At 59.2% G+C, this 22654-nt stretch carries 21 protein-coding genes and 1 tRNA gene; 13 read left to right on the top strand and 9 right to left on the bottom strand.

Annotated elements, in window-relative coordinates:
* The first annotated feature begins 27 nt into the window (after positions 1–27).
* The 3 genes from ABLV54_RS01620 to ABLV54_RS01610 all read left to right on the top strand — a co-directional run bounded on the left by ABLV54_RS01620 (position 28) and on the right by ABLV54_RS01610 (position 1817).
* On the top strand, positions 28–888 hold the full coding sequence (locus ABLV54_RS01620) for a pirin family protein (protein ID WP_048297224.1): 861 nt from the start codon (positions 28–30) through the stop codon (positions 886–888).
* An 18-nt stretch (positions 889–906) separates the two neighbouring features.
* The gene (locus ABLV54_RS01615; protein WP_050532874.1) at positions 907–1584 is read left to right on the top strand and encodes a hydrolase; all 678 of its coding nucleotides are present in this window, start codon (positions 907–909) and stop codon (positions 1582–1584) included.
* A 145-nt stretch (positions 1585–1729) separates the two neighbouring features.
* Positions 1730–1817 (top strand) — tRNA-Ser (locus ABLV54_RS01610).
* Positions 1818–2150: 333 nt separating this feature from the next.
* On the opposite strand, the gene ABLV54_RS01605 is transcribed toward ABLV54_RS01610, so the two are convergent.
* From ABLV54_RS01605 to efeU, 6 genes are all read right to left on the bottom strand, one after another.
* The gene (locus tag ABLV54_RS01605; RefSeq protein ID WP_309319697.1) at positions 2151–2336 is read right to left on the bottom strand and encodes a hypothetical protein; all 186 of its coding nucleotides are present in this window, start codon (positions 2334–2336) and stop codon (positions 2151–2153) included.
* Positions 2330–2794 carry a DsbA family protein gene (locus ABLV54_RS01600; RefSeq protein WP_248860977.1) on the bottom strand — a complete coding sequence of 155 codons (465 nt, stop codon included), beginning with the start codon at positions 2792–2794 and terminating at the stop codon, positions 2330–2332. Before ABLV54_RS01600 ends, ABLV54_RS01605 begins: the two co-directional genes overlap by 7 nt.
* 237 nt (positions 2795–3031) lie before the next feature.
* On the bottom strand, positions 3032–3820 hold the full coding sequence (phoH, locus tag ABLV54_RS01595; RefSeq protein WP_002898923.1) for a phosphate starvation-inducible protein PhoH: 789 nt from the start codon (positions 3818–3820) through the stop codon (positions 3032–3034).
* Positions 3821–4324: 504 nt separating this feature from the next.
* Positions 4325–5608, bottom strand: a complete 1284-nt coding sequence (gene efeB / locus ABLV54_RS01590; RefSeq protein WP_023289108.1) for an iron uptake transporter deferrochelatase/peroxidase subunit — start codon at positions 5606–5608, stop codon at positions 4325–4327.
* A 4-nt stretch (positions 5609–5612) separates the two neighbouring features.
* A complete protein-coding gene (gene efeO / locus ABLV54_RS01585) occupies positions 5613–6740 on the bottom strand; it encodes an iron uptake system protein EfeO (protein WP_050532875.1) in 1128 nt (375 codons plus the stop codon).
* Positions 6741–6791: 51 nt separating this feature from the next.
* The gene (efeU, locus tag ABLV54_RS01580) at positions 6792–7622 is read right to left on the bottom strand and encodes an iron uptake transporter permease EfeU (RefSeq protein WP_023289106.1); all 831 of its coding nucleotides are present in this window, start codon (positions 7620–7622) and stop codon (positions 6792–6794) included.
* 270 nt (positions 7623–7892) lie between these two features.
* On the opposite strand from efeU, the gene ABLV54_RS01575 reads away from it, so the two are divergent.
* The gene (locus tag ABLV54_RS01575; RefSeq protein WP_050533135.1) at positions 7893–9077 is read left to right on the top strand and encodes a nucleoside transporter C-terminal domain-containing protein; all 1185 of its coding nucleotides are present in this window, start codon (positions 7893–7895) and stop codon (positions 9075–9077) included.
* A gap of 31 nt (positions 9078–9108) precedes the next feature.
* Here the strand turns inward: ABLV54_RS01575 and ABLV54_RS01570 are convergent, their stop codons facing one another.
* Positions 9109–9543 (bottom strand): DUF3574 domain-containing protein, encoded by a 435-nt coding sequence (locus ABLV54_RS01570; RefSeq protein ID WP_050532876.1) that lies wholly within the window; start codon positions 9541–9543, stop codon positions 9109–9111.
* A 134-nt stretch (positions 9544–9677) separates the two neighbouring features.
* A complete protein-coding gene (gene putP, locus ABLV54_RS01565) occupies positions 9678–11186 on the bottom strand; it encodes a sodium/proline symporter PutP (RefSeq protein WP_050532877.1) in 1509 nt (502 codons plus the stop codon).
* 421 nt (positions 11187–11607) lie between these two features.
* Between putP and putA the strand changes: the two genes are divergently transcribed.
* Both putA and ABLV54_RS01555 read left to right on the top strand, forming a co-directional pair.
* Positions 11608–15570 (top strand): trifunctional transcriptional regulator/proline dehydrogenase/L-glutamate gamma-semialdehyde dehydrogenase, encoded by a 3963-nt coding sequence (gene putA / locus ABLV54_RS01560; RefSeq protein ID WP_248860979.1) that lies wholly within the window; start codon positions 11608–11610, stop codon positions 15568–15570.
* A 129-nt stretch (positions 15571–15699) separates the two neighbouring features.
* A complete protein-coding gene (locus ABLV54_RS01555; protein ID WP_023289101.1) occupies positions 15700–16095 on the top strand; it encodes a lysozyme inhibitor LprI family protein in 396 nt (131 codons plus the stop codon).
* On the opposite strand, the gene rutR is transcribed toward ABLV54_RS01555, so the two are convergent.
* The gene (rutR, locus tag ABLV54_RS01550) at positions 16092–16730 is read right to left on the bottom strand and encodes an HTH-type transcriptional regulator RutR (protein WP_004204508.1); all 639 of its coding nucleotides are present in this window, start codon (positions 16728–16730) and stop codon (positions 16092–16094) included. The two genes, ABLV54_RS01555 and rutR, sit on opposite strands and share 4 nt — an antisense overlap.
* 284 nt (positions 16731–17014) lie before the next feature.
* Here rutR and rutA point away from each other — a divergent pair, with 284 nt between their 5' ends.
* From rutA to rutG, 7 genes are read left to right on the top strand one after another with little or no spacing between them, the layout of a single operon-like run.
* Positions 17015–18106 (top strand): pyrimidine utilization protein A, encoded by a 1092-nt coding sequence (gene rutA / locus ABLV54_RS01545; RefSeq protein ID WP_050532879.1) that lies wholly within the window; start codon positions 17015–17017, stop codon positions 18104–18106.
* Positions 18106–18816 carry a pyrimidine utilization protein B gene (gene rutB, locus ABLV54_RS01540; RefSeq protein ID WP_050532880.1) on the top strand — a complete coding sequence of 237 codons (711 nt, stop codon included), beginning with the start codon at positions 18106–18108 and terminating at the stop codon, positions 18814–18816. The genes rutA and rutB overlap by 1 nt, the downstream gene beginning before the upstream one ends.
* Positions 18809–19201 (top strand): pyrimidine utilization protein C, encoded by a 393-nt coding sequence (gene rutC / locus ABLV54_RS01535; protein WP_023289099.1) that lies wholly within the window; start codon positions 18809–18811, stop codon positions 19199–19201. The genes rutB and rutC overlap by 8 nt, the downstream gene beginning before the upstream one ends.
* Positions 19198–20001 carry a pyrimidine utilization protein D gene (rutD, locus tag ABLV54_RS01530; protein WP_044522016.1) on the top strand — a complete coding sequence of 268 codons (804 nt, stop codon included), beginning with the start codon at positions 19198–19200 and terminating at the stop codon, positions 19999–20001. The genes rutC and rutD overlap by 4 nt, the downstream gene beginning before the upstream one ends.
* Positions 19998–20588: a malonic semialdehyde reductase gene (locus tag ABLV54_RS01525; RefSeq protein ID WP_032455317.1), complete on the top strand. Its 591-nt coding sequence runs from the start codon at positions 19998–20000 to the stop codon at positions 20586–20588. The genes rutD and ABLV54_RS01525 overlap by 4 nt, the downstream gene beginning before the upstream one ends.
* Before the next feature lie 10 nt (positions 20589–20598).
* Positions 20599–21093, top strand: coding sequence for an NADH-dependent FMN reductase RutF (gene rutF, locus ABLV54_RS01520; protein ID WP_023289097.1), 495 nt, complete (start codon positions 20599–20601; stop codon positions 21091–21093).
* Between the two features lie 21 nt (positions 21094–21114).
* Positions 21115–22437 (top strand): pyrimidine utilization transport protein G, encoded by a 1323-nt coding sequence (gene rutG / locus ABLV54_RS01515; RefSeq protein WP_008805937.1) that lies wholly within the window; start codon positions 21115–21117, stop codon positions 22435–22437.
* Positions 22438–22654 lie beyond the last annotated feature (217 nt).

Raw genomic sequence — 22654 nt, 5'->3', positions numbered from 1 at the left:
TCAGATACCGATACACAGGAGAAAGCCATGAAACAGATTACAGGAGTCTACACCGCGCCTGCGCAGCATTGGGTAGGCGACGGCTTCCCGGTTCGTTCGATGTTTTCCTATCAGACGCACGGCCAGCAGTTGAGCCCCTTCTTACTGCTCGACTATGCCGGGCCGTACACCTTCCCGGCAGGCAGCGATAAACGCGGCGTCGGTGAGCATCCGCATCGCGGATTCGAAACCGTCACTATCGTCTACGCCGGTGAAGTAGAGCATCGTGACTCCACCGGACGCGGCGGGGTGATCGGCCCAGGCGACGTGCAATGGATGACGGCCGGCGCCGGGATCCTGCACGAAGAGTTCCACTCGGAGGCCTTCACCCGCAGCGGCGGCGAGCTGAAGATGATCCAGCTGTGGGTCAACCTGCCCGCCAAAGACAAAATGACGGCCCCCGGCTACCAGAGCATTACCGCCGGGACAATCCCCACCGCCGCGCTGGCGAATGGCGCCGGACAGGTTCGGGTTATTGCCGGCCAGTATGACGACGTCAGCGGCCCGGCCCATACCTTCTCACCGCTTAACGTGTGGGATCTGCAGCTGAATCAGGGGCACGACCTCACGCTGCGCCAGCCGGAAGGCTGGAGTACTGCGCTGGTGGTACTGGAAGGGGAAGTGATCATCAACGGTTCCGAACCCGCCCGCGAAGGCCAGCTCGCCGTCCTGAGCCAGGCAGGAGACGCACTGCACCTGGAGGCGACAACCCAGGCAAAAGTTCTGCTGATGGCCGGCGAACCGCTGCAGGAGCCGATTGTGGGCTATGGCCCCTTTGTCATGAATAACAAAACACAGATCGCAGAAGCCGTTCGCGATTTTAACAGCGGCCGCTTTGGCCAAATCTAACTCATTGAGGTGAATACTATGTCTACTCCCGCTAACTTTAACGGTGCTCGTCCGGTGATTGATGTCAACGATACCGCCATGCTGTTGATTGACCACCAGAGCGGCCTGTTCCAGACCGTCGGCGATATGCCGATGCCAGAGCTGCGCGCTCGCGCCGCCGCGCTGGCGAAGATGGCCTCGCTTGCCGGGATCCCGGTGATCACCACCGCTTCCGTGCCGCAGGGGCCGAACGGTCCGCTGATCCCGGAGATTCATGAGAACGCGCCGCATGCGAAATACATCGCCCGTAAAGGCGAGATCAACGCCTGGGATAACCCGGAATTCGTCGCCGCGGTGAAAGCGACCGGTCGCAAAACGCTGATTATCGCCGGGACCATCACCAGCGTCTGCATGGCCTTCCCGGCGATTGCCGCCGTCGCCGACGGTTATAAAGTGTTTGCCGTGATTGACGCTTCCGGCACCTACAGCAAAATGGCGCAGGAGATCACCCTGGCTCGCATGGTACAGGCCGGCGTAGTGCCGATGGATACCGCCGCCGTCGCCTCTGAGCTGCAGCGTACCTGGAATCGCCCGGACGCCGCAGAATGGGCGGAGGTGTACACCAAAGTCTTCCCGGCCTACCAGCTGCTGATCGAAAGCTACAGCAAAGCGCAGGACGTCGTGAAGAATAACGAACAGCTTGATTCCCAGCGCTAAAACGCCTGCCCCGCTACGTCGCAGCGGGGCGTTGTTCATTGCGTGAGCGGTCGGTAAAGAAAGAAGAAATTATGCTTGACCGTTTAAACGCAACTCCCTATAGTAGCGCCCCGTTGCCCACCCAAGGTGAGCAGCAAGACAATATGGTGAGGTGTCCGAGTGGCTGAAGGAGCACGCCTGGAAAGTGTGTATACGGCAACGTATCGGGGGTTCGAATCCCCCCCTCACCGCCATATTTTAAGAAGAGCTCGTACGCAAGTACGGGCTTTTTTTCGCATGTGGCTCCCGCCGGGGGGGATGAGAACCCCCGACCGGGGTTCGACAACTGGCAACGCCAGTTGGACAGACCGCGAGCCTGCGAGTGGGCTGCCCCGCAGGGGCGAGCGAAGCGAGTCAATCCCCCCTCACCGCCATATTCGAGATGAGAGCCTGTACGCAAGTACGGGCTCTTTTCTTTTATATTCTCCGCCGGGGGGGATGAGAACCCCCGACCGGGGTTCGACAACTGGCGCAACCACCTGGACAGAACGAAAAAGACAATCCGAATGAAACTTTCTCACTTCACGTCACTGGGATTTGTTAAGCAAAAATAAAACCAGATTCGCCATATCCTCTGCATAGGTATCATAGTCATCTTGCGCGAGTGATGCATTGTTAATATGATATTTCCCTGAAACATAAAAAGAAGGCGTACCACTTACTTTCATTTTTTCGACCAGATTGTCCTGTCTGGCAATTAAAGCTTTTACCATAAAATTACTTTGCATTTCGGCATATTTCTCGGACGTATGCCAAGTTGATTAAATACCTTAACAATATCAGCTGTCGTTTTAATATCACGCTTAACCTGTAAGCCTTCAAACAATAACTTTTCCACCTTGCCATCTACCCCAGCATATTGTGCTACGGCCCATGCTTCTGTTAATGCTGGTCCTAAAGGTCCCATCTGGCTGACGTGGTATTTTTCCAGTTTCATATCGGCGGGCAGGCGCTTTCTGATAGCTGTATCAACATTGATGCGCTCTGCAAACGCATAACAAGGTCCGCAGTAGAAGGAAAAAAACTCAACCAGCTGCGGCGGTTGCTTAACAGTAGAATTAATGACAGTGAAGTTTTTCCCTGCCTGATAATCTTTACTATAAGCAGCAGATGACAACCCCACCATCAAAATAGTAATTAATAACTTGATAACTTTCCCATGTACGACCATAGTGCTTCCCTTACAAGTATCCATACAATTAAATGAGTAAAACGGCGTAAGACGAAAGAAATTATTAGAAAGGCGCTTATGTATAGCAAAGCAGATATTCTTGTATTACAGAGAAGAAATTCTATCACCTACAGCGATGGATCCCTCAAAACAGAAATTTTATCCGCACTTCAGACTGTCGCAAAGATCAAAACAACAAAGCCCGGGCTAGCCCGGGCCTTGCTCACAGTATGACGCTCAATAATAGGCTTTCAGCGTCCGCTGGCAGAGGGCCGAGCGCACGCAGTCATCGGTGGTGAAACGCACGATGCCGATCATCTCGTCTTCCTCAAAACGCGCCAGCGCATCACTTAGGCCAGATCTCACACCAGAGGGCAAGTCGCACTGGGTGATATCGCCATTGACGATGACCGTCACGTTCTCCCCGAGGCGGGTTAAAAACATCTTCATTTGCGCTGCGGTCACGTTCTGGGCCTCGTCCAGAATCACCACCGCATTTTCAAAGGTACGTCCGCGCATATAGGCGAACGGCGCGATTTCCACCTTGCCGATTTCCGGACGCAGGCAGTACTGCATAAAGGAAGCCCCCAACCTTTTCACCAGCACGTCGTAAACCGGTCGGAAATAGGGCGCGAACTTCTCGGCGATATCTCCCGGTAAGAAGCCGAGATCTTCGTCGGCCTGCAGAACGGGACGGGTAACAATAATTCTGTCCACATCCTTATGGATCAGCGCTTCCGCTGCCTTCGCCGCACTAATCCAGGTCTTGCCGCATCCGGCTTCGCCGGTGGCGAAAATCAGCTGTTTATTGTCGATGGCATTCAGATAATGCGCCTGAGCCTCATTGCGCGCCTCAATTGGGGAAGTATCACGGCTGTCCCGCGCCATGCCAATTGCTTCTACGCCACTCATTTGCACAAGCGATGTGACCGATTCTTCTTCACGCTGCTTATGACTGCGTGAATCCCGTCTCAGCACACGTTTTGCTTCACGACGAGCTTTGATCACTGCTTTTTGTCTTCCCATGGATAGCACCTTGCGTTGTAGGTTTACATCACACGCGTCAACATCGACGCGACTATGCGCACGAACGATTGAGGTTTGGCTTCCTTGTAAGCCATTGCTTGCCGGTAGAACTGACAACGAGTCGCGGCTACGCGCACCGCGTACCCTGCCAAGGTGATAATAATTCGAAGCGGAGGGAGAAAGAGTGAGAAAATCGCTGCCGGAAGCGGGGCTTCCGTGCTGAAGAGTACGGTCTGTGGTTTTACGTTGTCCGGTACGGGACCTTACCATTCGCGATCTCCATAGTGAAACGTCACACTGCCGGGAACTACCGCGTATGTAATAAGTACATCAAAAAAGATTCTTAATGCAACTTATTTTTCACAATGACGCAACAAATAGTTCTTAAGCAAGTGTAGGAGACTATCGGTCATTTGTATTACAGAAATATAACACATGGCAGGAAATATAAGAAAAATGAGAAAAACAGCAGAAAACGCCCTGCCCTTGCGGACAGGGTCGGTATCAGGCCTGCAGCAGCGTCTGTCCCAGGTAGTGCTTGTCATCCACTACGCCGGGTAAAACAAAGAAGTAGCCCCCGCCAATGGGTTTGACGTACTCCTCCAGCGCCTCGCCGTTAAGCCGTTTCTGCACCGTCAGAAAGCCCTTTTCCAGATCGTGCTGATAGCAAACGAACAACAGCCCCATATCCAGTTGCCCGGCGTTAGTGACGCCCAGCGAATAGCTGTAGCCGCGGCGCATCATCAGGCTGGACTGGGTTTCCGGCGTGCGAGGATTGGCCAGACGAATATGGCTATCCAGCGCGATCGTCTCGCCGCCAGGATCGTTGCTGTAATCCGGGGTATCGTGCTCGTTTTTCATCCCCAGCGGCGCTCCGGTGTGTTTGTCGCGGCCAAAGATCGTCTGCTGCTCTTTCAGCGGCGTCCGGTCCCAGAACTCGACGTGAAACTGGATGATGCGCGCCGCCTGATAGCTGCCGCCCACGGCCCAGGCCGGCTCGTCCTGATCCGCCGTTACCCACACGACCTGATCCATCAGCGCGCTGTCATGGCTCGCCGGATTAGCGGTGCCGTCTTTGAAACCCAGCAGGTTGATGGGGGTCTCTTTGCCTTTGCTGCGCGCCGCGCTATCGGAGATAAACCCTTCCCGCTTCCAGCGCACGCTGAGCAAATCCGGCGTATGTTTGATGACATCGCGCAGGGCGTGGATCACCGTATCCTGAGTATTGGCGCAGATCTGCAGCAGCAGGTCGCCATGGCACAGGGCGGCATCCAGCGAATCATTGGGGAAGCGAGTCATCGGCTGCAGTTTTCTCGGCACTTTATCCGCGAGACCAAAGCGCTCATCAAACAGCGAATGGCCGACCGAGACGGTGATGGTCAGGTTATCCGGGGCAATCCACGGCCCTAAGATGCCGGAATCCATCGGCGGCAGCCGGGGATTAGGCGTATCCGGCGCCGGGCCGCCGTGGGTTAAAAAGGCGATACGCTGGGTCAGCAGCCGGAACAGACGCTCGAGGTCGGCTTTATCTGACGCCAGCACGTCGAACGCCACCAGCATCATCGAGGCCTGCTGCGGCGTCAGAATGCCCGCCTGATGCCGGCCGTAGAATGGCTGTTTTTCCTGACGCGCGTCGGGTGCGAGCGTCCCGGGGGAACTTTCCGCTTTTGCCGCATGCGCCACCGGGCAGCCGCCGGTGATGGCCAGCGCGCCGCCAAGCGCGCCGATCCCTTTCAGTAAGCGACGACGTGACGGCTCGTTCACGTCGTGTGGTTTCTGTTGTGCCATCGACTTAGTCCAGACCCAGGATCCCGCGCAGCTGAGCCAGATCTTCCGCCAGGGTGGTGATCGGCCCTTTCAGCGCATTACGGTCAGCGGTGGTCAGCTTATCGTAAGTTTCGAAACCGTCTTTGGTGCGGTATTTGCTGAGGATACTGCCCACTTTCTTAAAGTTGGCGTCCACTTTCGCCAGCAGCGCGCTGTTCTCTTTTTGCAGCTGCGGGCGCAGCAGTTCGACAATTTTCTGCGCGCCGTCAATATTGGCCTGGAAGTCCCACAGGTCGGTATGGCTGTAGCGATCTTCTTCACCGCTGATCTTGCTGGCCGCGACTTCTTCAATTAATCCTGCCGCACCGCCCACGACTTTTGACGGCGGGAACGCCAGCTCGCTGATGCGTTTTTGCAGCTCCAGCACATCGCTGTTCAGCTGATCGGCATATTTTTCCATGCCCTTGACGCTGTTATCGCCAAACAGCGCCTTTTCCAGACGGTGGAAACCGGTGAATTTCGGATCTTCCGCTTTTTTCTCGAAGTCGTCTTCGCGGGCGTCGATGCTGCCGTCAAGGTCAGAGAACAGCTCGGCGATCGGCTCGATGCGCTCGTAATGCTGGCGCGTCGGGGCGTACAGCGCTTTCGCTTTCTCGATATCGCCCGCTTTCACCGCGTCGGTAAAGGCTTTGGTGCCGCTGACCAGCTGCGCGGTTTCCGCCGTCACATAGGCTTTGTAAGCGGTGATCGCTTCGCCGAGGCTCAACACCGCATCGGCTTTCGCCGCGTCTTTGGTGGCGGCGCCGGTGACGATCAGTTTGCCTTTCGGGTTGGTGAGCAGGCCGCAGGTCATGTCATATTCGCCCGGCTGCAGGTTCGCGGTGAGCTTCTGGGTAAAGCCCGGCGCGATGTTCTCACGCTCTTCCACCACCATGACCCCTTTCAGAATCTCCCACTCCAGCGCTTTCTGGCTGTGGTTCTGAATAATAAACTGGGTTTTACCCGCGTTAACGGTCACCTGCATCGGCTCGCACTGTTTATCGTTGACGGTGACTTTGACCTGCGGGATATCCGCAGCCTGAGCACCGAATGCAGAGCAGAGCAGCGCGGCCACGGTCACCCGCAGCGCATTACGGCGAAAATGAATCATCATGATCATCCCTTTCGGTAAGTAGAGTGTCGCTTATAAGCTCGCAGCGCCCGGTCAGGCAGCCCGCGAGGCAGTCGTATTATTTCGCGGCGGCAGCGCAAACAGCACCAGCGCCGGGATCAGATAAAGCAGATAAACAGCCACTTCGCTGACGCTTGGCGTCTCCTGGTAGCCGAAGATCCCTTCCAGCAGCGTGCCGAACAGCGTATGCGTCGACAGCACAGTGCTCAGATCGAAGGCGGTCTCCTGGAACAGGTTCCACAGGCCCGCCTCGTGGAAGGCGCGGATCGCCCCCGCGGCCAGGCCAGCGGCCACCAGCAGGATAAACAGGCTGGTCCATTTGAAGAACACGCCGAGGTTGAGACGGATACCGCCCCAGTAGAGCAGGAAGCCCAGCACGATAGCCGTGGCCAGCCCCAGCAGCGCCCCCAGCGGCGGCCAGATGCCGACATCCTGCTGGAATGCCGCCAGCAGAAAGAAGACCGACTCCAGCCCCTCACGGGCGACCGCGAAAAAGACCATCATCACCAGCGCCCAGCCATGGTGATTGCCGCGCTGTAGCGCCTTGTCCACGGCCTGCTCCAGCTGCTGCTTGACGTTGCGTGAGACATTGCGCATCCAGAAGACCATCCACGTCAGGATCACCACTGCGATGACCGCGACGATCCCTTCGAACAGCTCCTGTTCACGCTGAGGAAATTCACCGGTGGTTTCGTTGATAAAAATGCCTAAGCCAAGACACAGCGCCGCCGCAAGGATCACGCCAATCCACATCACGCCAATCCAGTTGCCGCGCTGGGTGCGTTTCAGATAGCTGGCGATCAGGCTGACAATCAGCGCCGCCTCCAGGCCTTCGCGTAACATAATGAGAAATGGGACAAACATGCCAATACCCTTAAATGTAAAGCACCGTCAACGAATGCAAAAACAGGTAATATTTATGATAGTGATTATCATTACAATACTCAGAAACACAAGCAAAATGTGCAGAGAATGATGATCAGTTGTAAATAAATCGCTGGCAAATAATGACTTATGAAAATATTCGCCTGTTATGAGGGAAAAGAATAAGCAAAGGATTTTTTACGTCAGATATTTACCCGTCGCAGCGGCTATGGCTAAATGGCGGCCTTATTGACCTGCGAAAAGAACAACATGACTGTATTTTTTCATTTCCTGCTGGCGCTGGCGGTGATCCTCGCTCTGGCCTGGCTTGTCAGCTATGACAGACAAAAAATTCGTATTCGTTATATTCTCCAGTTGATTATTATCGAAATAGCGCTCGCTTTCTTTTTCCTGCACGCCGAAAGCGGCCTGTGGCTGGTGAAAAATATCTCCGGCTTTTTTGCTTCGCTATTAGGCTTTGCCGCCGAAGGGACCAATTTCGTCTTTGCCGGCATGAGCGAAAAAGGCTTAGCCTTTATTTTCCTTGGCGTCCTGTGTCCGATTGTGTTTATTTCCGCGCTGATTGGTATTCTCCAGCACTGGCGGATCCTGCCGATTTTTATTCGCGTCATTGGCACCCTGCTGTCGAAGGTCAACGGCATGGGTAAGCTGGAATCTTTTAACGCCGTCAGCTCACTGATCCTCGGCCAGTCAGAAAACTTCATCGCCTACAAAGGCGTGCTGGGCGACCTCTCCTCGCGGCGTCTGTTCACCATGGCGGCGACGGCCATGTCGACCGTATCGCTGTCGATCGTCGGCGCCTATATGACCATGCTGGACGCCAAATACGTCGTCGCGGCGCTGATCCTGAATATGTTCAGCACCTTTATCGTACTATCGGTGATTAACCCGACGCGGCCGGGCAGCGAGCAGGAAATAAAGCTGGAGAAGCTGCATGAATCGCAGAGTTTCTTTGAAATGCTCGGGGAATATATTCTGGCCGGCTTTAAGGTGGCGATGATTATTCTGGCGATGCTGATCGGCTTTATCGCGCTGATCAGCGCCATTAACGCGCTGTTCGCTACCCTGTTTGGCCTCAGCTTCCAGCAGATCCTCGGCTACGTCTTCTATCCGCTGGCCTGGCTTGTCGGCATTCCGCTGAGCGATGCGCTGAACGCCGGCAGCATCATGGCCACCAAGCTGGTCGCTAACGAATTTGTGGCGATGATTGAGCTGCAAAAGATTGCCGCCAGCATGACGCCGCGCGGGCTCGGCATTCTCTCGGTCTTTCTGGTATCGTTTGCCAACTTTGCCTCGATCGGCATTATCGCCGGGGCGATCAAAGGCCTGAATGAACCGCAGGGCAATATTGTCTCCCGCTTCGGCCTGCGGCTGGTGTATAGCGCCACGCTGGTGAGCCTGCTTTCGGCCAGCTTCGCCGGGCTGGTGCTGTAAGACAAACGGCGGGGCTGTCCCCGCCGTTAACTCAAAACTGTACGCAGACCGGCTGGTCGACACGCATCACCGACTCCTGCGCGAACCGTGATTTATAGCCCTGGCGCAGCGCCTCAATACCGGCCTCGCTCTGCGCGTCGTTGCCATGGATCACCATCAGCGCCTTACTCTGCTCCCGCACCACCTGTCCATTCTGGCCCAGCCACTGGCCGCGAGCGTCAAACACCGTCAGCCCGTCGCGAAAACGCGGCGTGACGTCGCGGTCGACAAACTGTTGCCACTCGTCAGGGGTGATGTCTTTCCCCGCCGGGCGGCTCAGGCCGAAGTAAAGCGTGGTTTGCATCATGGACTGATCCGCCGGGCAGGCGCCGGGCTTCGGCGCGCTAGTCGACGAACTTCCACCCGCCGCGCAGCCGCTGAGTAACCCTGCCAGCACCAGCGCCATTGCACCCTGTCTGAACGTCATCTTTGCTATCCTCATTGTTATTAGTCAGGAAATATCAGCGGATTTTCAAATAATTAGCAAGGGTTATAATATTCCGGTCCGGCAACACGCAAAAAAAAGCCCGCCAGCGGCGGGCTCGTGAACATCAGTTGATCTTACTCAGCCGTGGCGCGTACCGGCGGCGGCGTATGGTAGTGGGCATCCGCTTCGGCGAAGCGCTGCTGCATGCTGGCCGACGGCGCTTTATCCAGCAGGCTAAAGACCACGATCCCGATGCTGCCGAAGACAAAGCCCGGAATAATTTCATACAGGCCCAGCCAGCCAAACTGCTTCCAGACGATCACGGTCAGGGCGCCAATCACCATCCCGGCCAGCGCGCCGTTACGGGTCATGCGCGACCACATCACCGAGAACAGCACCACCGGACCAAAGGCGGCGCCGAAGCCGGCCCAGGCATAGCTCACCAGACCCAGCACGCGGTTTTCCGGATTGGCCGCCAGGGCAATCGCCACCAGGGCAACCACCAGCACCATCATCCGGCCCACCCACACCAGCTCTCTCTGACCGGCGTTTTTACGCAGGAAGGCTTTATACAGGTCTTCGGTAATCGCGCTGGAGCAGACCAGCAGCTGACAGCTCAGAGTGGACATCACCGCCGCCAGAATCGCCGACAGCAGGATCCCGGCAATCCATGGGTTAAACAGGATTTGCGCCAGTTCGATAAACACGCGCTCGGCGTTCTGGTTAACCGCGCCCGCCAGGCTCGGGTTGCTATTGAAGTAGGCGATACCAAAGAAGCCGACGGCCACCGCCCCGGCGAGGCAGAGGATCATCCAGGTCATACTAATGCGACGCGCGTGGACGATGCTGTGGTGCGAATCCGCCGCCATAAAGCGCGCCAGAATATGCGGCTGACCGAAATAGCCCAGCCCCCAGCCCATCAGCGAAATAATCGCCACGAAATTCAGCCCTTTCAGCATGTCGATATTTTCGATGCTCTTTTGCTTAATGACTTCCAGCGAATCGCCAAAGCCGCCGACGGAAATAATCACGATCACCGGGGTGAGGATCAGCGCGAAAATCATCAGGCTGGCCTGCACGGTATCCGTCCAGCTGACGGCGAGGAAGCCGCCGACAAAGGTATAGATAATCGTCGCCGCCGCGCCGGCCCACAGCGCGGTTTCATAACTCATGCCGAAGGTGCTTTCAAACAGACGCGCCCCCGCCACAATTCCCGAGGCGCAATAGATGGTAAAGAACAGCAGAATAACCAGCGCTGAAGTAATTCTCAGCACCCGGCTTTTATCTTCAAAACGGCCGGTAAAATAATCGGGCAGCGTCAGGGCGTTATTATTCACCTCGGTATGCACGCGCAGGCGCCCGGCTACCAGCTTCCAGTTAACCCACGCCCCCAGCGTTAAGCCGATGGCGATCCAGCTTTCGGAGATCCCGGAGAGGAAAATGGCGCCCGGCAGGCCCATCAGCAGCCAGCCGCTCATGTCCGAGGCGCCGGCGGAAAGCGCGGTCACAAATGGCCCCAGACTGCGTCCCCCGAGAATATAATCATCAAAGTTTTTGGTCGAACGCCAGGCAATAAACCCTATCAATACCATACCAAGAATATAAATAATAAATGTCACCAGCATCGGTGTGCTAATAGCCATGCAAAGTCTCCAGAATTTTTATCGACAGCGTCCAACTTCGTCGTTTTTTTCCACTACCGGAACGGGGTAATGGCGCATTGTTTAATTGGGCGACCGTATCCTGACGGAAGCTTCGGTTTTTCACAAACGATTTAACACAGCATTTACACGAAAAACCGACGGCGCAAAACGTCAATTTGCGAGAGGTTGCACTCTCTCACGTTTTTAAAGGTTGCACCAAACAAAAGTGTTAACTCACGCATACAAATACCCTATGAGCCCGGGGTTAAAATTCTGCTATTTTAGGCACTATTTTTAACAAATCCGCCATTTCACGGCTTTCGTCACACGCCTCAATTAACAAGGTTGCACAAAGTTGCAACATAGTGGATATTTCCAGGCAACCGCATAAGCCTAACGATAAATGACAGGAGTTTTGAGCATGGGCACCACCACCATGGGTGTTAAGCTTGACGACGCAACCCGCGAGCGCATTAAATCCGCCGCGAGCCGCATTGACCGCACGCCGCACTGGCTGATTAAGCAGGCCATCTTCAACTATCTGGAAAAGCTGGAGAACGACGAAACGCTGCCCGAACTGCCGGCGCTGCTCTCCGGGGCCGCCAATGAAAGCGATGAAGCGGGTTCCCCGGCGGAAGAGCCGTATCAGCCGTTCCTCGAATTCGCCGAGCAGATCCTGCCGCAGTCGGTAAGCCGCGCGGCGATCACCGCCGCCTGGCGTCGCCCGGAAACTGACGCGGTGCCGATGCTGCTGGAGCAGGCCCGACTGCCGCAGCCGCTGGGCGAGCAGGCGCATAAACTGGCGTATCAGCTGGCGGAAAAACTGCGCAACCAGAAGACCGCCAGCGGCCGCGCCGGCATGGTGCAGAGTCTGCTGCAGGAGTTCTCCCTCTCCTCACAGGAAGGGGTGGCGCTGATGTGCCTGGCGGAAGCCCTGCTGCGTATTCCGGATAAAGCCACCCGCGATGCGCTGATCCGCGACAAAATCAGCAACGGCAACTGGCAGTCGCACATCGGCCGCAGCCCGTCGCTGTTCGTCAATGCCGCCACCTGGGGGCTGCTGTTCACCGGCAAACTGGTCTCCACCCACAACGAAACCAGCCTCTCACGCTCGCTGAACCGCATCATCGGCAAGAGCGGCGAACCGCTGATCCGTAAGGGCGTGGATATGGCGATGCGCCTGATGGGCGAGCAGTTCGTCACCGGGGAAACCATCGCCGAAGCGCTGGCTAACGCCCGCAAGCTGGAAGATAAAGGTTTCCGCTACTCCTACGATATGCTCGGCGAAGCGGCCCTGACCGCCGCCGACGCCCAGGCCTATATGGTCTCTTATCAGCAGGCGATCCATGCCATCGGCAAAGCTTCCAACGGCCGCGGCATTTATGAAGGCCCGGGCATCTCCATTAAGCTCTCGGCTCTGCACCCGCGCTACAGCCGCGCCCAGTATGACCGGGTGATGGAAGAGCTCTATCCGCGTCTGAAATCGCTGACCCTGCTGGCGCGCCAGTATGACATCGGCATTAACATCGATGCTGAAGAGGCCGACCGTCTCGAGATCTCCCTCGACCTGCTGGAAAAACTGTGCTTCGAGCCGGAGCTGGCGGGCTGGAACGGCATCGGTTTTGTTATTCAGGCCTACCAGAAGCGCTGCCCGTTCGTCATCGACGCGCTGATCGATCTCGCCACCCGCAGCCGTCGTCGCCTGATGATCCGTCTGGTGAAAGGCGCCTACTGGGACAGCGAAATCAAACGCGCGCAAATGGAAGGTCTCGAAGGCTATCCGGTCTACACCCGCAAGGTTTACACCGACGTCTCCTATCTCGCCTGCGCGAAAAAGCTACTGGCGGTGCCGAACCTGATTTATCCGCAGTTCGCCACTCACAACGCCCATACTCTGGCGGCTATCTACCAGCTGGCGGGCCAGAACTACTACCCTGGCCAGTATGAGTTCCAGTGCCTGCACGGCATGGGCGAACCGCTGTACGAGCAGGTGGTGGGCAAAGTCGCCGACGGCAAACTGAACCGGCCGTGCCGGATCTACGCTCCGGTGGGCACCCACGAGACGCTGCTGGCGTATCTGGTGCGTCGTCTGCTGGAGAATGGCGCCAATACCTCCTTCGTCAACCGTATCGCGGACAATACCCTGCCGCTGGACGAGCTGGTGGCCGACCCGGTCAGCGCGGTGGAAAAACTGGCGCAGCAGGAAGGCCAGGCCGGTCTGCCGCACCCGAAAATTCCGCTGCCGCGCGATCTCTACGGCAGCGGCCGGAGCAACTCCGCCGGTCTGGATCTGGCTAACGAGCATCGTCTGGCCTCCCTCTCCTCTTCCCTGCTCAACAGCGCCCTGCATAAATGGCAGGCATTGCCGATCCTGGAGCAGCCGGTGGCCGAAGGCGAGATGCAGCCGGTGGTCAACCCGGCGGAGCCGAAGGATATCGTCGGTTACGTCCGCGAAGCCAGCGATGACGAAGTGCAGCAGGCGCTCACCAGCGCTATCAATAACGCGCCCATCTGGTTCGCCACCCCGCCGCAGGAGCGCGCCGCCATTCTTGAGCGCGCCGCGGTGCTGATGGAAAGCCAGATGCCGACCCTGATGGGGATCCTGGTGCGCGAAGCGGGTAAAACCTTCAGCAACGCCATCGCCGAAGTGCGCGAAGCCGTCGACTTCCTCCACTACTACGCCGGTCAGGTGCGCGACGATTTCGATAATGAAACCCACCGTCCGCTGGGTCCGGTGGTCTGCATCAGCCCATGGAACTTCCCGCTGGCGATCTTCACCGGGCAGATTGCCGCCGCGCTGGCGGCCGGCAACAGCGTGCTGGCGAAACCGGCCGAGCAGACGCCGCTTATCGCCGCCCAGGGCGTGGCGATCCTGCTGGAAGCCGGCGTGCCGCCAGGGGTGATCCAGCTGCTGCCGGGCCGCGGGGAAACCGTCGGCGCCGCGCTGACATCCGATGAGCGCGTGCGCGGCGTGATGTTCACCGGCTCCACCGAAGTGGCCACCCTGCTGCAACGCAATATCGCCAGCCGCCTCGACGCTCAGGGACGCCCAACGCCGCTGATCGCCGAAACCGGCGGGATGAACGCGATGATCGTCGACTCGTCGGCGCTTACCGAGCAGGTGGTGATCGACGTCCTGGCTTCCGCGTTCGACAGCGCCGGTCAGCGCTGCTCCGCCCTGCGCGTCCTCTGCCTGCAGGAAGAGGTAGCCGACCACACCTTAACCATGCTGCGCGGCGCGATGAGCGAGTGCCGGATGGGCAATCCCGGCCGCCTGACCACCGATATCGGCCCGGTTATCGATGCGGAAGCGAAAGAGAATATCGAACGCCATATTCAGACGATGCGCGCCAAAGGCCGCACCGTCTATCAGGCGGTGCGCGAGAATAGCGAAGACGCCCGCGAATGGAACCACGGGACCTTTGTGCCGCCGACGCTTATCGAACTCGACAGCTTCGACGAGCTGAAAAAAGAGGTCTTCGGCCCGGTGCTGCACGTGGTGCGCTATAACCGTAACGAGCTGGACAAACTGGTGGAGCAGATTAACGCTTCCGGCTACGGCCTGACCCTCGGCGTACATACCCGTATCGACGAGACCATCGCCCAGGTCACCGGCAGCGCGAAGGTGGGCAACCTGTACGTCAACCGCAATATGGTTGGCGCGGTGGTCGGCGTGCAGCCGTTCGGCGGCGAAGGGTTGTCCGGTACCGGTCCAAAAGCCGGCGGTCCGCTGTACCTTTACCGCCTGCTCTCCAGCCGTCCGCAGGGCGCGGTTGGCGTGACCTTCGCCCGCCAGGATGCAGAGCGTCCGCTGGACGCCCAGCTGAAAACGCTGCTGGAAAAACCGCTGCAGGCGCTGCAGCAGTGGGCGGCGGGCCGTCCTGAGCTGCAGGCGCTGTGCCAGCAGTACAGCGAGCAGGCGCAAAGCGGCACCCAACGCCTGCTTCCGGGGCCCACCGGCGAGCGCAACACCCTGACGCTGATGCCTCGCGAGCGCGTGCTGTGCGTGGCGGATAATGAGCAGGATGCGCTGATCCAGCTGGCGGCCGTGCTGGCGGTAGGTTGTGAAGCGCTGTGGCCGGACAGCGCCCTGCAGCGCGATCTGGCGAAGAAACTCCCGTGGGACGTCAGCGAGCGGATCCGTTTCGCCAAAGCGGATCAGTTGCCTGGCCAGGCCTTCGACGCGGTTATCTATCACGGCGACTCCGACCAGCTGCGCGAGCTGTGCGAGCAGGTGGCGGCGCGCGACGGGGCGATTGTCTCCGTGCAGGGCTTCGCCCGCGGCGAAACCAATCTGCTGCTGGAGCGGTTGTACATCGAGCGTTCGCTGAGCGTCAACACCGCGGCGGCAGGCGGTAACGCCAGCCTGATGACCATCGGCTAAGACGGGCTACCCGGTGGCGCTGTGCGCCGCCATCCGGGAAATCGGCGATGCGATCAGCTAATGACAGCCGACGTCAGCTGTGCTTAATTAAGGCTCCCGGACGGGAGCCTTTTTTATGGGAGCAGAACAATGAAACGCATGTTATTTGCCGCGGCGGTCTTGCTGGCCAGCGGCGCGGCGCTGGCGGACGAGTGCAGCAACGCCAACACCCAAACCGAAATGAATCAGTGCGCGGCCGCGCAGTATCAGGCAGCCGACAAAAAGCTGAACGACACCTGGCAGCAGGCTCTGCAGCGTGCGGTGGGTAAACAGCAGACATTACTGAAGCAGGCCCAGCAGGCATGGATCGCCCTGCGCGACGCCGACTGCGCTTTCCTCGCGTCCGGAGCCGAAGGCGGCAGCATGCAGCCGATGCTGGTGAGCCAGTGCATGACCGATAAGAGCGTGGAGCGGGAATCTTTCCTCGCCTCGCTGCTGCAGTGCGAGGACGGCGATCAAAGCTGCCCGCTGCCGCCGGCCAATTAACGGACGCGAATGCCTTCGATAATCATCCGCTGGACATTATCGACCGTTTGCTCAAAAAAGGCCGCGTCCTGCAGCGTGGCGCCGGTGACCGCCTCCACCTGGGTGGCGAAGTCGGCGTAATGCTGGGTAGTGGCCCAGATCATAAAGATTAAATGCTGCGGATCGACCGGCGCCAGCTTGCCGCGGTCGATCCAGCCGGAAACAATCGCCGATTTCTCATCGACCAGCGCTTTCAGATCCCCGGTCAGTTCGCCCATCAGCAGCGGCGCGCCCTGCAACATCTCAAGGCAGAAGAGCTTCGAGGCCTGGGGGTGATCGCGGGACACCTCCAGCTTCAGGCGAATATACTCGCGGATCGCCACCAGCGGGCTAATATCCTCGCGAAAGGCCTTCAGCGGCGCCAGCCAGATGGCGAGGATCTGCTGCAGAACGGCCACGTACAGCGCCTCTTTCGAAGGGTAGTAATAGAGCAGATTGGTTTTCGACACCCCGGCGCGCTCAGCCACCTGCTCCAGCCGCGTACCGTGAATACCAAATTGCGAAAATGCCTCCAGCGCGGCGGCCAGAATGGCCTCCTTTTTGGCGCTGACCGCTTGTGAACGTTTGCCGTTTTTCTTCACCGCGCCCTGTGCCATACATCCTCTCCTTCAGTTGACGCCACCAGCATAGCAAAAGCCCTTCGCCGACACGACCCCATGCACCCTGATTGCGCATGACTGCCGTTTTTTCGTGCACTGATTTTGACCATCCAGTCCACTTTTTTATCGTCCTTTTTAGCAACCCAATAGTAACACATTAATAACATTAGCATTTATAAAACTGGCATCGTGTTTGCTTTACCTCTTCTGCGAGGTGGTCCAGGGAGAGGCAGGATGCCGCGCCACCGCAACCCATCTTCCATGACTGTAGAGAGGTAGGTATGAAAATTGGTGTTTTCGTTCCCATTGGCAACAACGGCTGGCTGATCTCCACCCATGCCCCGCAGTATATGCCGACCTTCGAACTGAATAAGGCTATCGTGCAGAAAGCCGAGCACTACCATTTCGACTTCGCGCTCTCCATGATCAAGCTGCGCGGCTTCGGCGGGAAAACCGAATTCTGGGATCACAACCTGGAGTCCTTCACTCTGATGGCCGGCCTGGCCGCGGTGACCTCGAAGATCCAGATCTACGCCACCGCCGCCACCCTCACGCTGCCGCCGGCGATCGTCGCCCGGATGGCCTCCACCATCGACTCCATCTCCGGCGGCCGGTTTGGCGTCAATCTGGTGACCGGCTGGCAAAAACCGGAATATGACCAGATGGGCATGTGGCCAGGGGATGACTATTTCGCCAGCCGCTATGACTATCTCACCGAATACGTTCAGGTGCTCCGCGACCTGTGGGGCACCGGGCGCAGCGATTTCAAAGGCGACTACTTCACCATGAACGACTGCCGGGTCAGCCCGCGCCCTTCGCAGCCGATGAAGGTGATCTGCGCCGGGCAGAGCGACGCCGGCATGGCCTTCTCCGCCCAGCACGCCGACTATAACTTCTGCTTTGGCAAAGGGGTCAACACGCCAACGGCCTTCGCGCCGACCGCGGCGCGTATGATGCAGGCGGCGGAAAAAACCGGCCGTGACGTTGGCTCCTATGTGCTGTTCATGGTGATCGCTGACGAAACCGACGAAGCGGCGCGCGCCAAATGGGAGCACTACAAAGCGGGCGCCGATGAAGAAGCGCTGGCGTGGCTCACCGAGCAGAGTCAGAAAGACACCCGCTCCGGCAGCGATACTAACGTGCGCCAGATGGCCGACCCCACCTCGGCGGTCAATATCAACATGGGTACCCTTGTCGGATCGTATGCCAGCGTCGCCCGTATGCTTGATGAAGTCGCGAGCGTGCCCGGCACCGACGGCGTGCTGCTGACCTTTGATGATTTTCTTGCCGGCATCGACGCCTTTGGCGAACGCATTCAGCCGCTGATGCGCTGCCGGGACCATATTGCTCCTTTTACCCGTGAGGTGGCCTGATGATTACCCTTCCCGCTCGCCCGGAATCCCTGACCTTCGCGCCGCAGCAGGGCGCGCTGATTGTTGTCGATATGCAGAACGCCTACGCCAGCCTCGGCGGTTATCTGGATCTCGCCGGATTTGACGTCTCCGCCACCCGGCCGGTTATCGACAATATTAATACCGCCGTCGCCGCCGCTCGCGCCGCGGGCATGCTGATTATCTGGTTCCAGAACGGCTGGGATGACCAGTATGTTGAAGCCGGCGGCCCGGGCTCGCCGAACTACCATAAGTCCAACGCGCTGAAAACGATGCGTCAGCGCCCGGAACTGCAGGGCAAGCTGCTGGCGAAAGGCGGCTGGGATTATCAGCTGGTGGACGAGCTGACGCCGCAGGAAGGCGACATCGTGTTGCCGAAACCGCGCTACAGCGGCTTCTTTAACACTCCGCTCGACAGCATTTTGCGCAGCCGCGGCATCCGTCATCTGGTGTTCACCGGGATCGCCACCAACGTCTGCGTCGAATCGACGCTGCGCGATGGTTTCTTCCTCGAATACTTCGGCGTGGTGCTGGAGGATGCTACCCATCAGGCCGGACCGGCCTTCGCCCAGCAGGCGGCGCTGTTCAATATAGAAACCTTTTTCGGCTGGGTCAGCGACGTCGAGAGCTTCTGCCGCGCGCTGTCCCCTGCCACCCCGCTGTCTTTAGCCCAGGAGAAACGTTATGCCTAAACAGGTGATTATTCCGCCAGGCACCACCACGCCGATTGCCCCCTTTGTTCCGGGGACGCTCGCCGATGGCGTGATCTACGTCTCCGGCACTCTGCCGTTTGATAAGCAAAACAATGTGGTGCACATCGGCGACCCAAAGGCGCAAACCCGCCACGTGCTGGAGACCATCAAGAGCGTTATCGAAACGGCGGGCGGGAGTATGGCGGATGTGACTTTCAACAGCATCTTTATCACCGACTGGACAAATTACGCCGCGATTAACGAGGTTTACGCCGAGTTCTTCCCCGGCGATAAACCCGCGCGCTTCTGCATTCAGTGCGGGCTGGTGAAGCCCGATGCGCTGGTGGAAATCGCCAGCGTCGCCCATATCGGCACCCCGACATGATGAGGCTCAATATTGCTCCGGCCCCATGGCCCGGCGCGCCGGTTGTGGTCCTCAGCGCAGGTCTGGGCGGCGGCGGCGGCTACTGGCTGGCGCAGCGCGCGGCGCTGGAGGAACAGTATCAGCTGGTAAGTTATGACCATAACGGGACCGGGGAGAACGCCGGTCCGCTGCCCGCCGACTACAGCATGGCGACGATGGCCGGGGAGCTGTTCAGCGCTCTGCAGGCGGCGGGGATCGCCCGCTTCGCGCTGGTGGGCCACGCGCTGGGGGCGCTGATTGGCCTGCAGCTGGCGCTCGATCGCCCCGAGGCGGTGAGCGCCCTGGTGCTGGTCAACGGCTGGCTGTCGCTGTCGCCGCACACCCGCCGCTGCTTCCTGGTGCGCGAGCGTCTGCTGCATGCCGGCGGCGCGCAGGCGTGGGTCGAAGCGCAGCCGCTGTTTCTCTACCCGGCGGAATGGATGGCCGCGCGCCTGCCGCGCCTCGAAGCCGAAGATGCGCTTGCCATCAGCCATTTTCAGGGCAAGGAGAACCTGCTGAAGCGGCTGCAGGCCCTGAAGCAGGCTGATTTTTCCCGTCGCGCGGCGGCCATCGCCTGTCCGACGCTGATGGTTAGCGCCGCTGACGACCTGCTGGTCCCGGCCTCCTGCTCCCGCGTGCTGCAGACGGCGATCCCCGGCAGCCAGCGCGTGGAAATGCCGTGGGGCGGGCATGCCTGCAACGTCACCGACGCCGATACCTTTAATACCATTTTACGCGACGGGCTGGCCGCTATGCTGCCGGTCGCCAGGGAGACCCGATGAACGACGCGATAAACCAGACGGCCTGCGAGACGCTGTTTACCCAGGCCCGGACCCACAACGGCTGGCTGGATAAGCCAGTGAGCGATGCGCAGCTGCAGGCAGTCTGGGACCTGATGAAAATGGGGCCGACTTCCGCCAACTGTTCGCCGGCGCGCATCGTGTTCGTGCGCAGCGCGGACGGCAAAGAGAAGCTCCGCCCGACGCTCTCCAGCGGCAATCTGCAGAAAACCATGCAGGCGCCGGTGACCGCCATCGTGGCGTGGGACAGCGCCTTTTACGACCGGCTACCGACCCTGTTTCCCCACGGCGATGCCCGCAGTTGGTTCACCTCCAGCCCGCAGCTGGCGGAAGAGACCGCGTTTCGCAATAGCTCCCTGCAGGCGGCGTATCTGATTTTCGCCTGCCGGGCGCTGGGACTCGACACCGGGCCGATGTCCGGTTTCGATCGGGAAAAAGTCGATGCAGCGTTTTTCGCCGACAACGGCTGGAAAAGCAACCTGCTGGTGAACATCGGCTATGGCGACCCCGGCAAACTGTATGGCCGCCTGCCGCGTCTGTCCTTTGATGAAGCCTGCCTGCTGGCATAAGGAGTTGGCGATGAAGTTAGCGGACAAAGAGAGTTTTCGTGACGCCATGGCCCGCGTCGGCGCCGCGGTTAACATTATTACCACCGATGGCCCGGCGGGCCGGGCGGGCTTTACCGCCAGCGCGGTCTGCAGCGTGACCGACACGCCGCCGACCCTGTTGGTCTGTCTGAACCGCTCAGCCTCCGTGTGGCCGGTGTTCAGCGAACACCACACGCTGTGCGTCAATACCCTGGCGGCGGGACAGGAGGCGCTGTCAACGCTGTTTGGCGGTAAAACGGCGATGGACGAGCGCTTTGCCGCCGCCGACTGGCAGACCGGCGCCACCGGCTGCCCGCGGCTGGAGGCGGCGCTGGTCAGCTTTGACTGCCGCATCGACCAGCGCGTCAGCGTCGGCACGCACGACATTCTGTTTTGTCACGTCGTGGCCATTACCCGTCACCCGGAACCCCGGGGTCTGATGTGGTTTGACCGCGGCTATCACACGCTTATGCGACCCGCTTGTTAACCTTTAACCCGGGATATCATCATGGCACTCTTCGATTTTCCTCGCTGGAAGCTGACCTCCCCCGCCGCCGAATCCGGCGTTGTCGCGCCCGATGAACGCTTATCGGCCGGGCAAACGCTGGTGATGGGCGTGCAGCACGCCGTTGCAATGTTCGGCGCGACGGTGCTGATGCCGTTGTTGATGGGGCTCGACCCAAACCTGTCCATACTGATGTCGGGGGTCGGCACCCTGCTGTTCTTTGTCGTCACCGGCGGACGGGTACCGAGCTATCTCGGCTCCAGCGCCGCCTTTGTCGGGGTGGTGATCGCCATTACCGGCTTTAACGGCCAGGGACTCAACCCTCACCTCAGCGTCGCCCTTGGCGGGATCATCGCCTGCGGGCTGGTCTATACCCTGATCGGTCTGGTGGTGATGAAGATCGGCACCCGCTGGATCGAGCGCCTGATGCCGCCGGTGGTGACCGGGGCGGTGGTGATGGCTATCGGCCTGAACCTGGCGCCGATTGCCGTGCGCAGCGTCTCCGCCAGCGCCTTCGACAGCTGGATGGCGGTGTTAACCGTGCTCTGTATCGGCATAGTCGCGGTATTTACCCGCGGGATGCTGCAGCGTCTGCTGATCCTGGTCGGCCTGATCGTCGCCTGCGCGCTGTACGCCCTGCTGGCTAACGGCTTTGGCCTCGGCAAACCGCTGGACTTCTCCCCCCTCGCCCAGGCGGCGTGGTTCGGGCTGCCGCACTTTACCACCCCATCCTTTAACGGCCAGGCGATGATGTTGATTGCCCCGGTCGCGGTGATCCTGGTGGCCGAGAACCTCGGGCACCTGAAGGCCGTCGCCGGGATGACCGGGCGCAATATGGATCCGTACATGGGGCGCGCCTTCGTCGGCGATGGTCTGGCGACCATGCTCTCCGGCTCGGTCGGCGGCAGCGGGGTCACGACCTATGCGGAGAACATCGGCGTCATGGCGGTGACCAAGGTCTACTCGACGCTGGTGTTTGTCGCCGCGGCGCTGATTGCCATGCTGCTGGGCTTCTCGCCGAAATTCGGCGCATTAATCCACACCATTCCCGGGCCGGTGATCGGCGGCGCCTCGATCGTGGTCTTTGGCCTGATCGCCGTCGCCGGGGCGCGGATCTGGGTGCAAAACCGGGTCGACCTCAGCCAGAACAGCAATCTGATCATGGTGTCTGTAACCCTGGTGCTGGGCGCCGGCGATTTCGCGCTGTCGCTGGGCGGCTTTACGCTGGGTGGGATTGGTACCGCCACCTTCGGGGCGATCCTGCTGCACGCGCTGCTTCATCGCGGGACGCGTGAGGCGAAGGAGGCCAGGGTAACACCGGTTTAAGCCACATTAGCGCGGCGTTGGCGCAGGGAGCGGTGGGGGCCGGATAAGTCGATACAGTTATCGGTTTGCAACGGTTTCGCCCCGGAAAAACGGCTGTTCTGGGTTATATCCAGGCAGATGGCGCTCCCGATATGTCTTCTGCGTTATGTCTCTCATGGCGCCGGGAGCGCACAGGGGGCGGCCAGTCGCCGCCGCCCCCTGTACCCCCGGGCTCCGG

The sequence above is a fragment of the Klebsiella sp. JB_Kp042 genome (assembly GCF_040065275.1).
GTDB lineage: Bacteria > Pseudomonadota > Gammaproteobacteria > Enterobacterales > Enterobacteriaceae > Klebsiella > Klebsiella quasipneumoniae.
The sequence above is the reverse complement of the archived record's forward strand: the minus strand, read 5'-3'. Positions and strand labels throughout refer to the sequence as shown.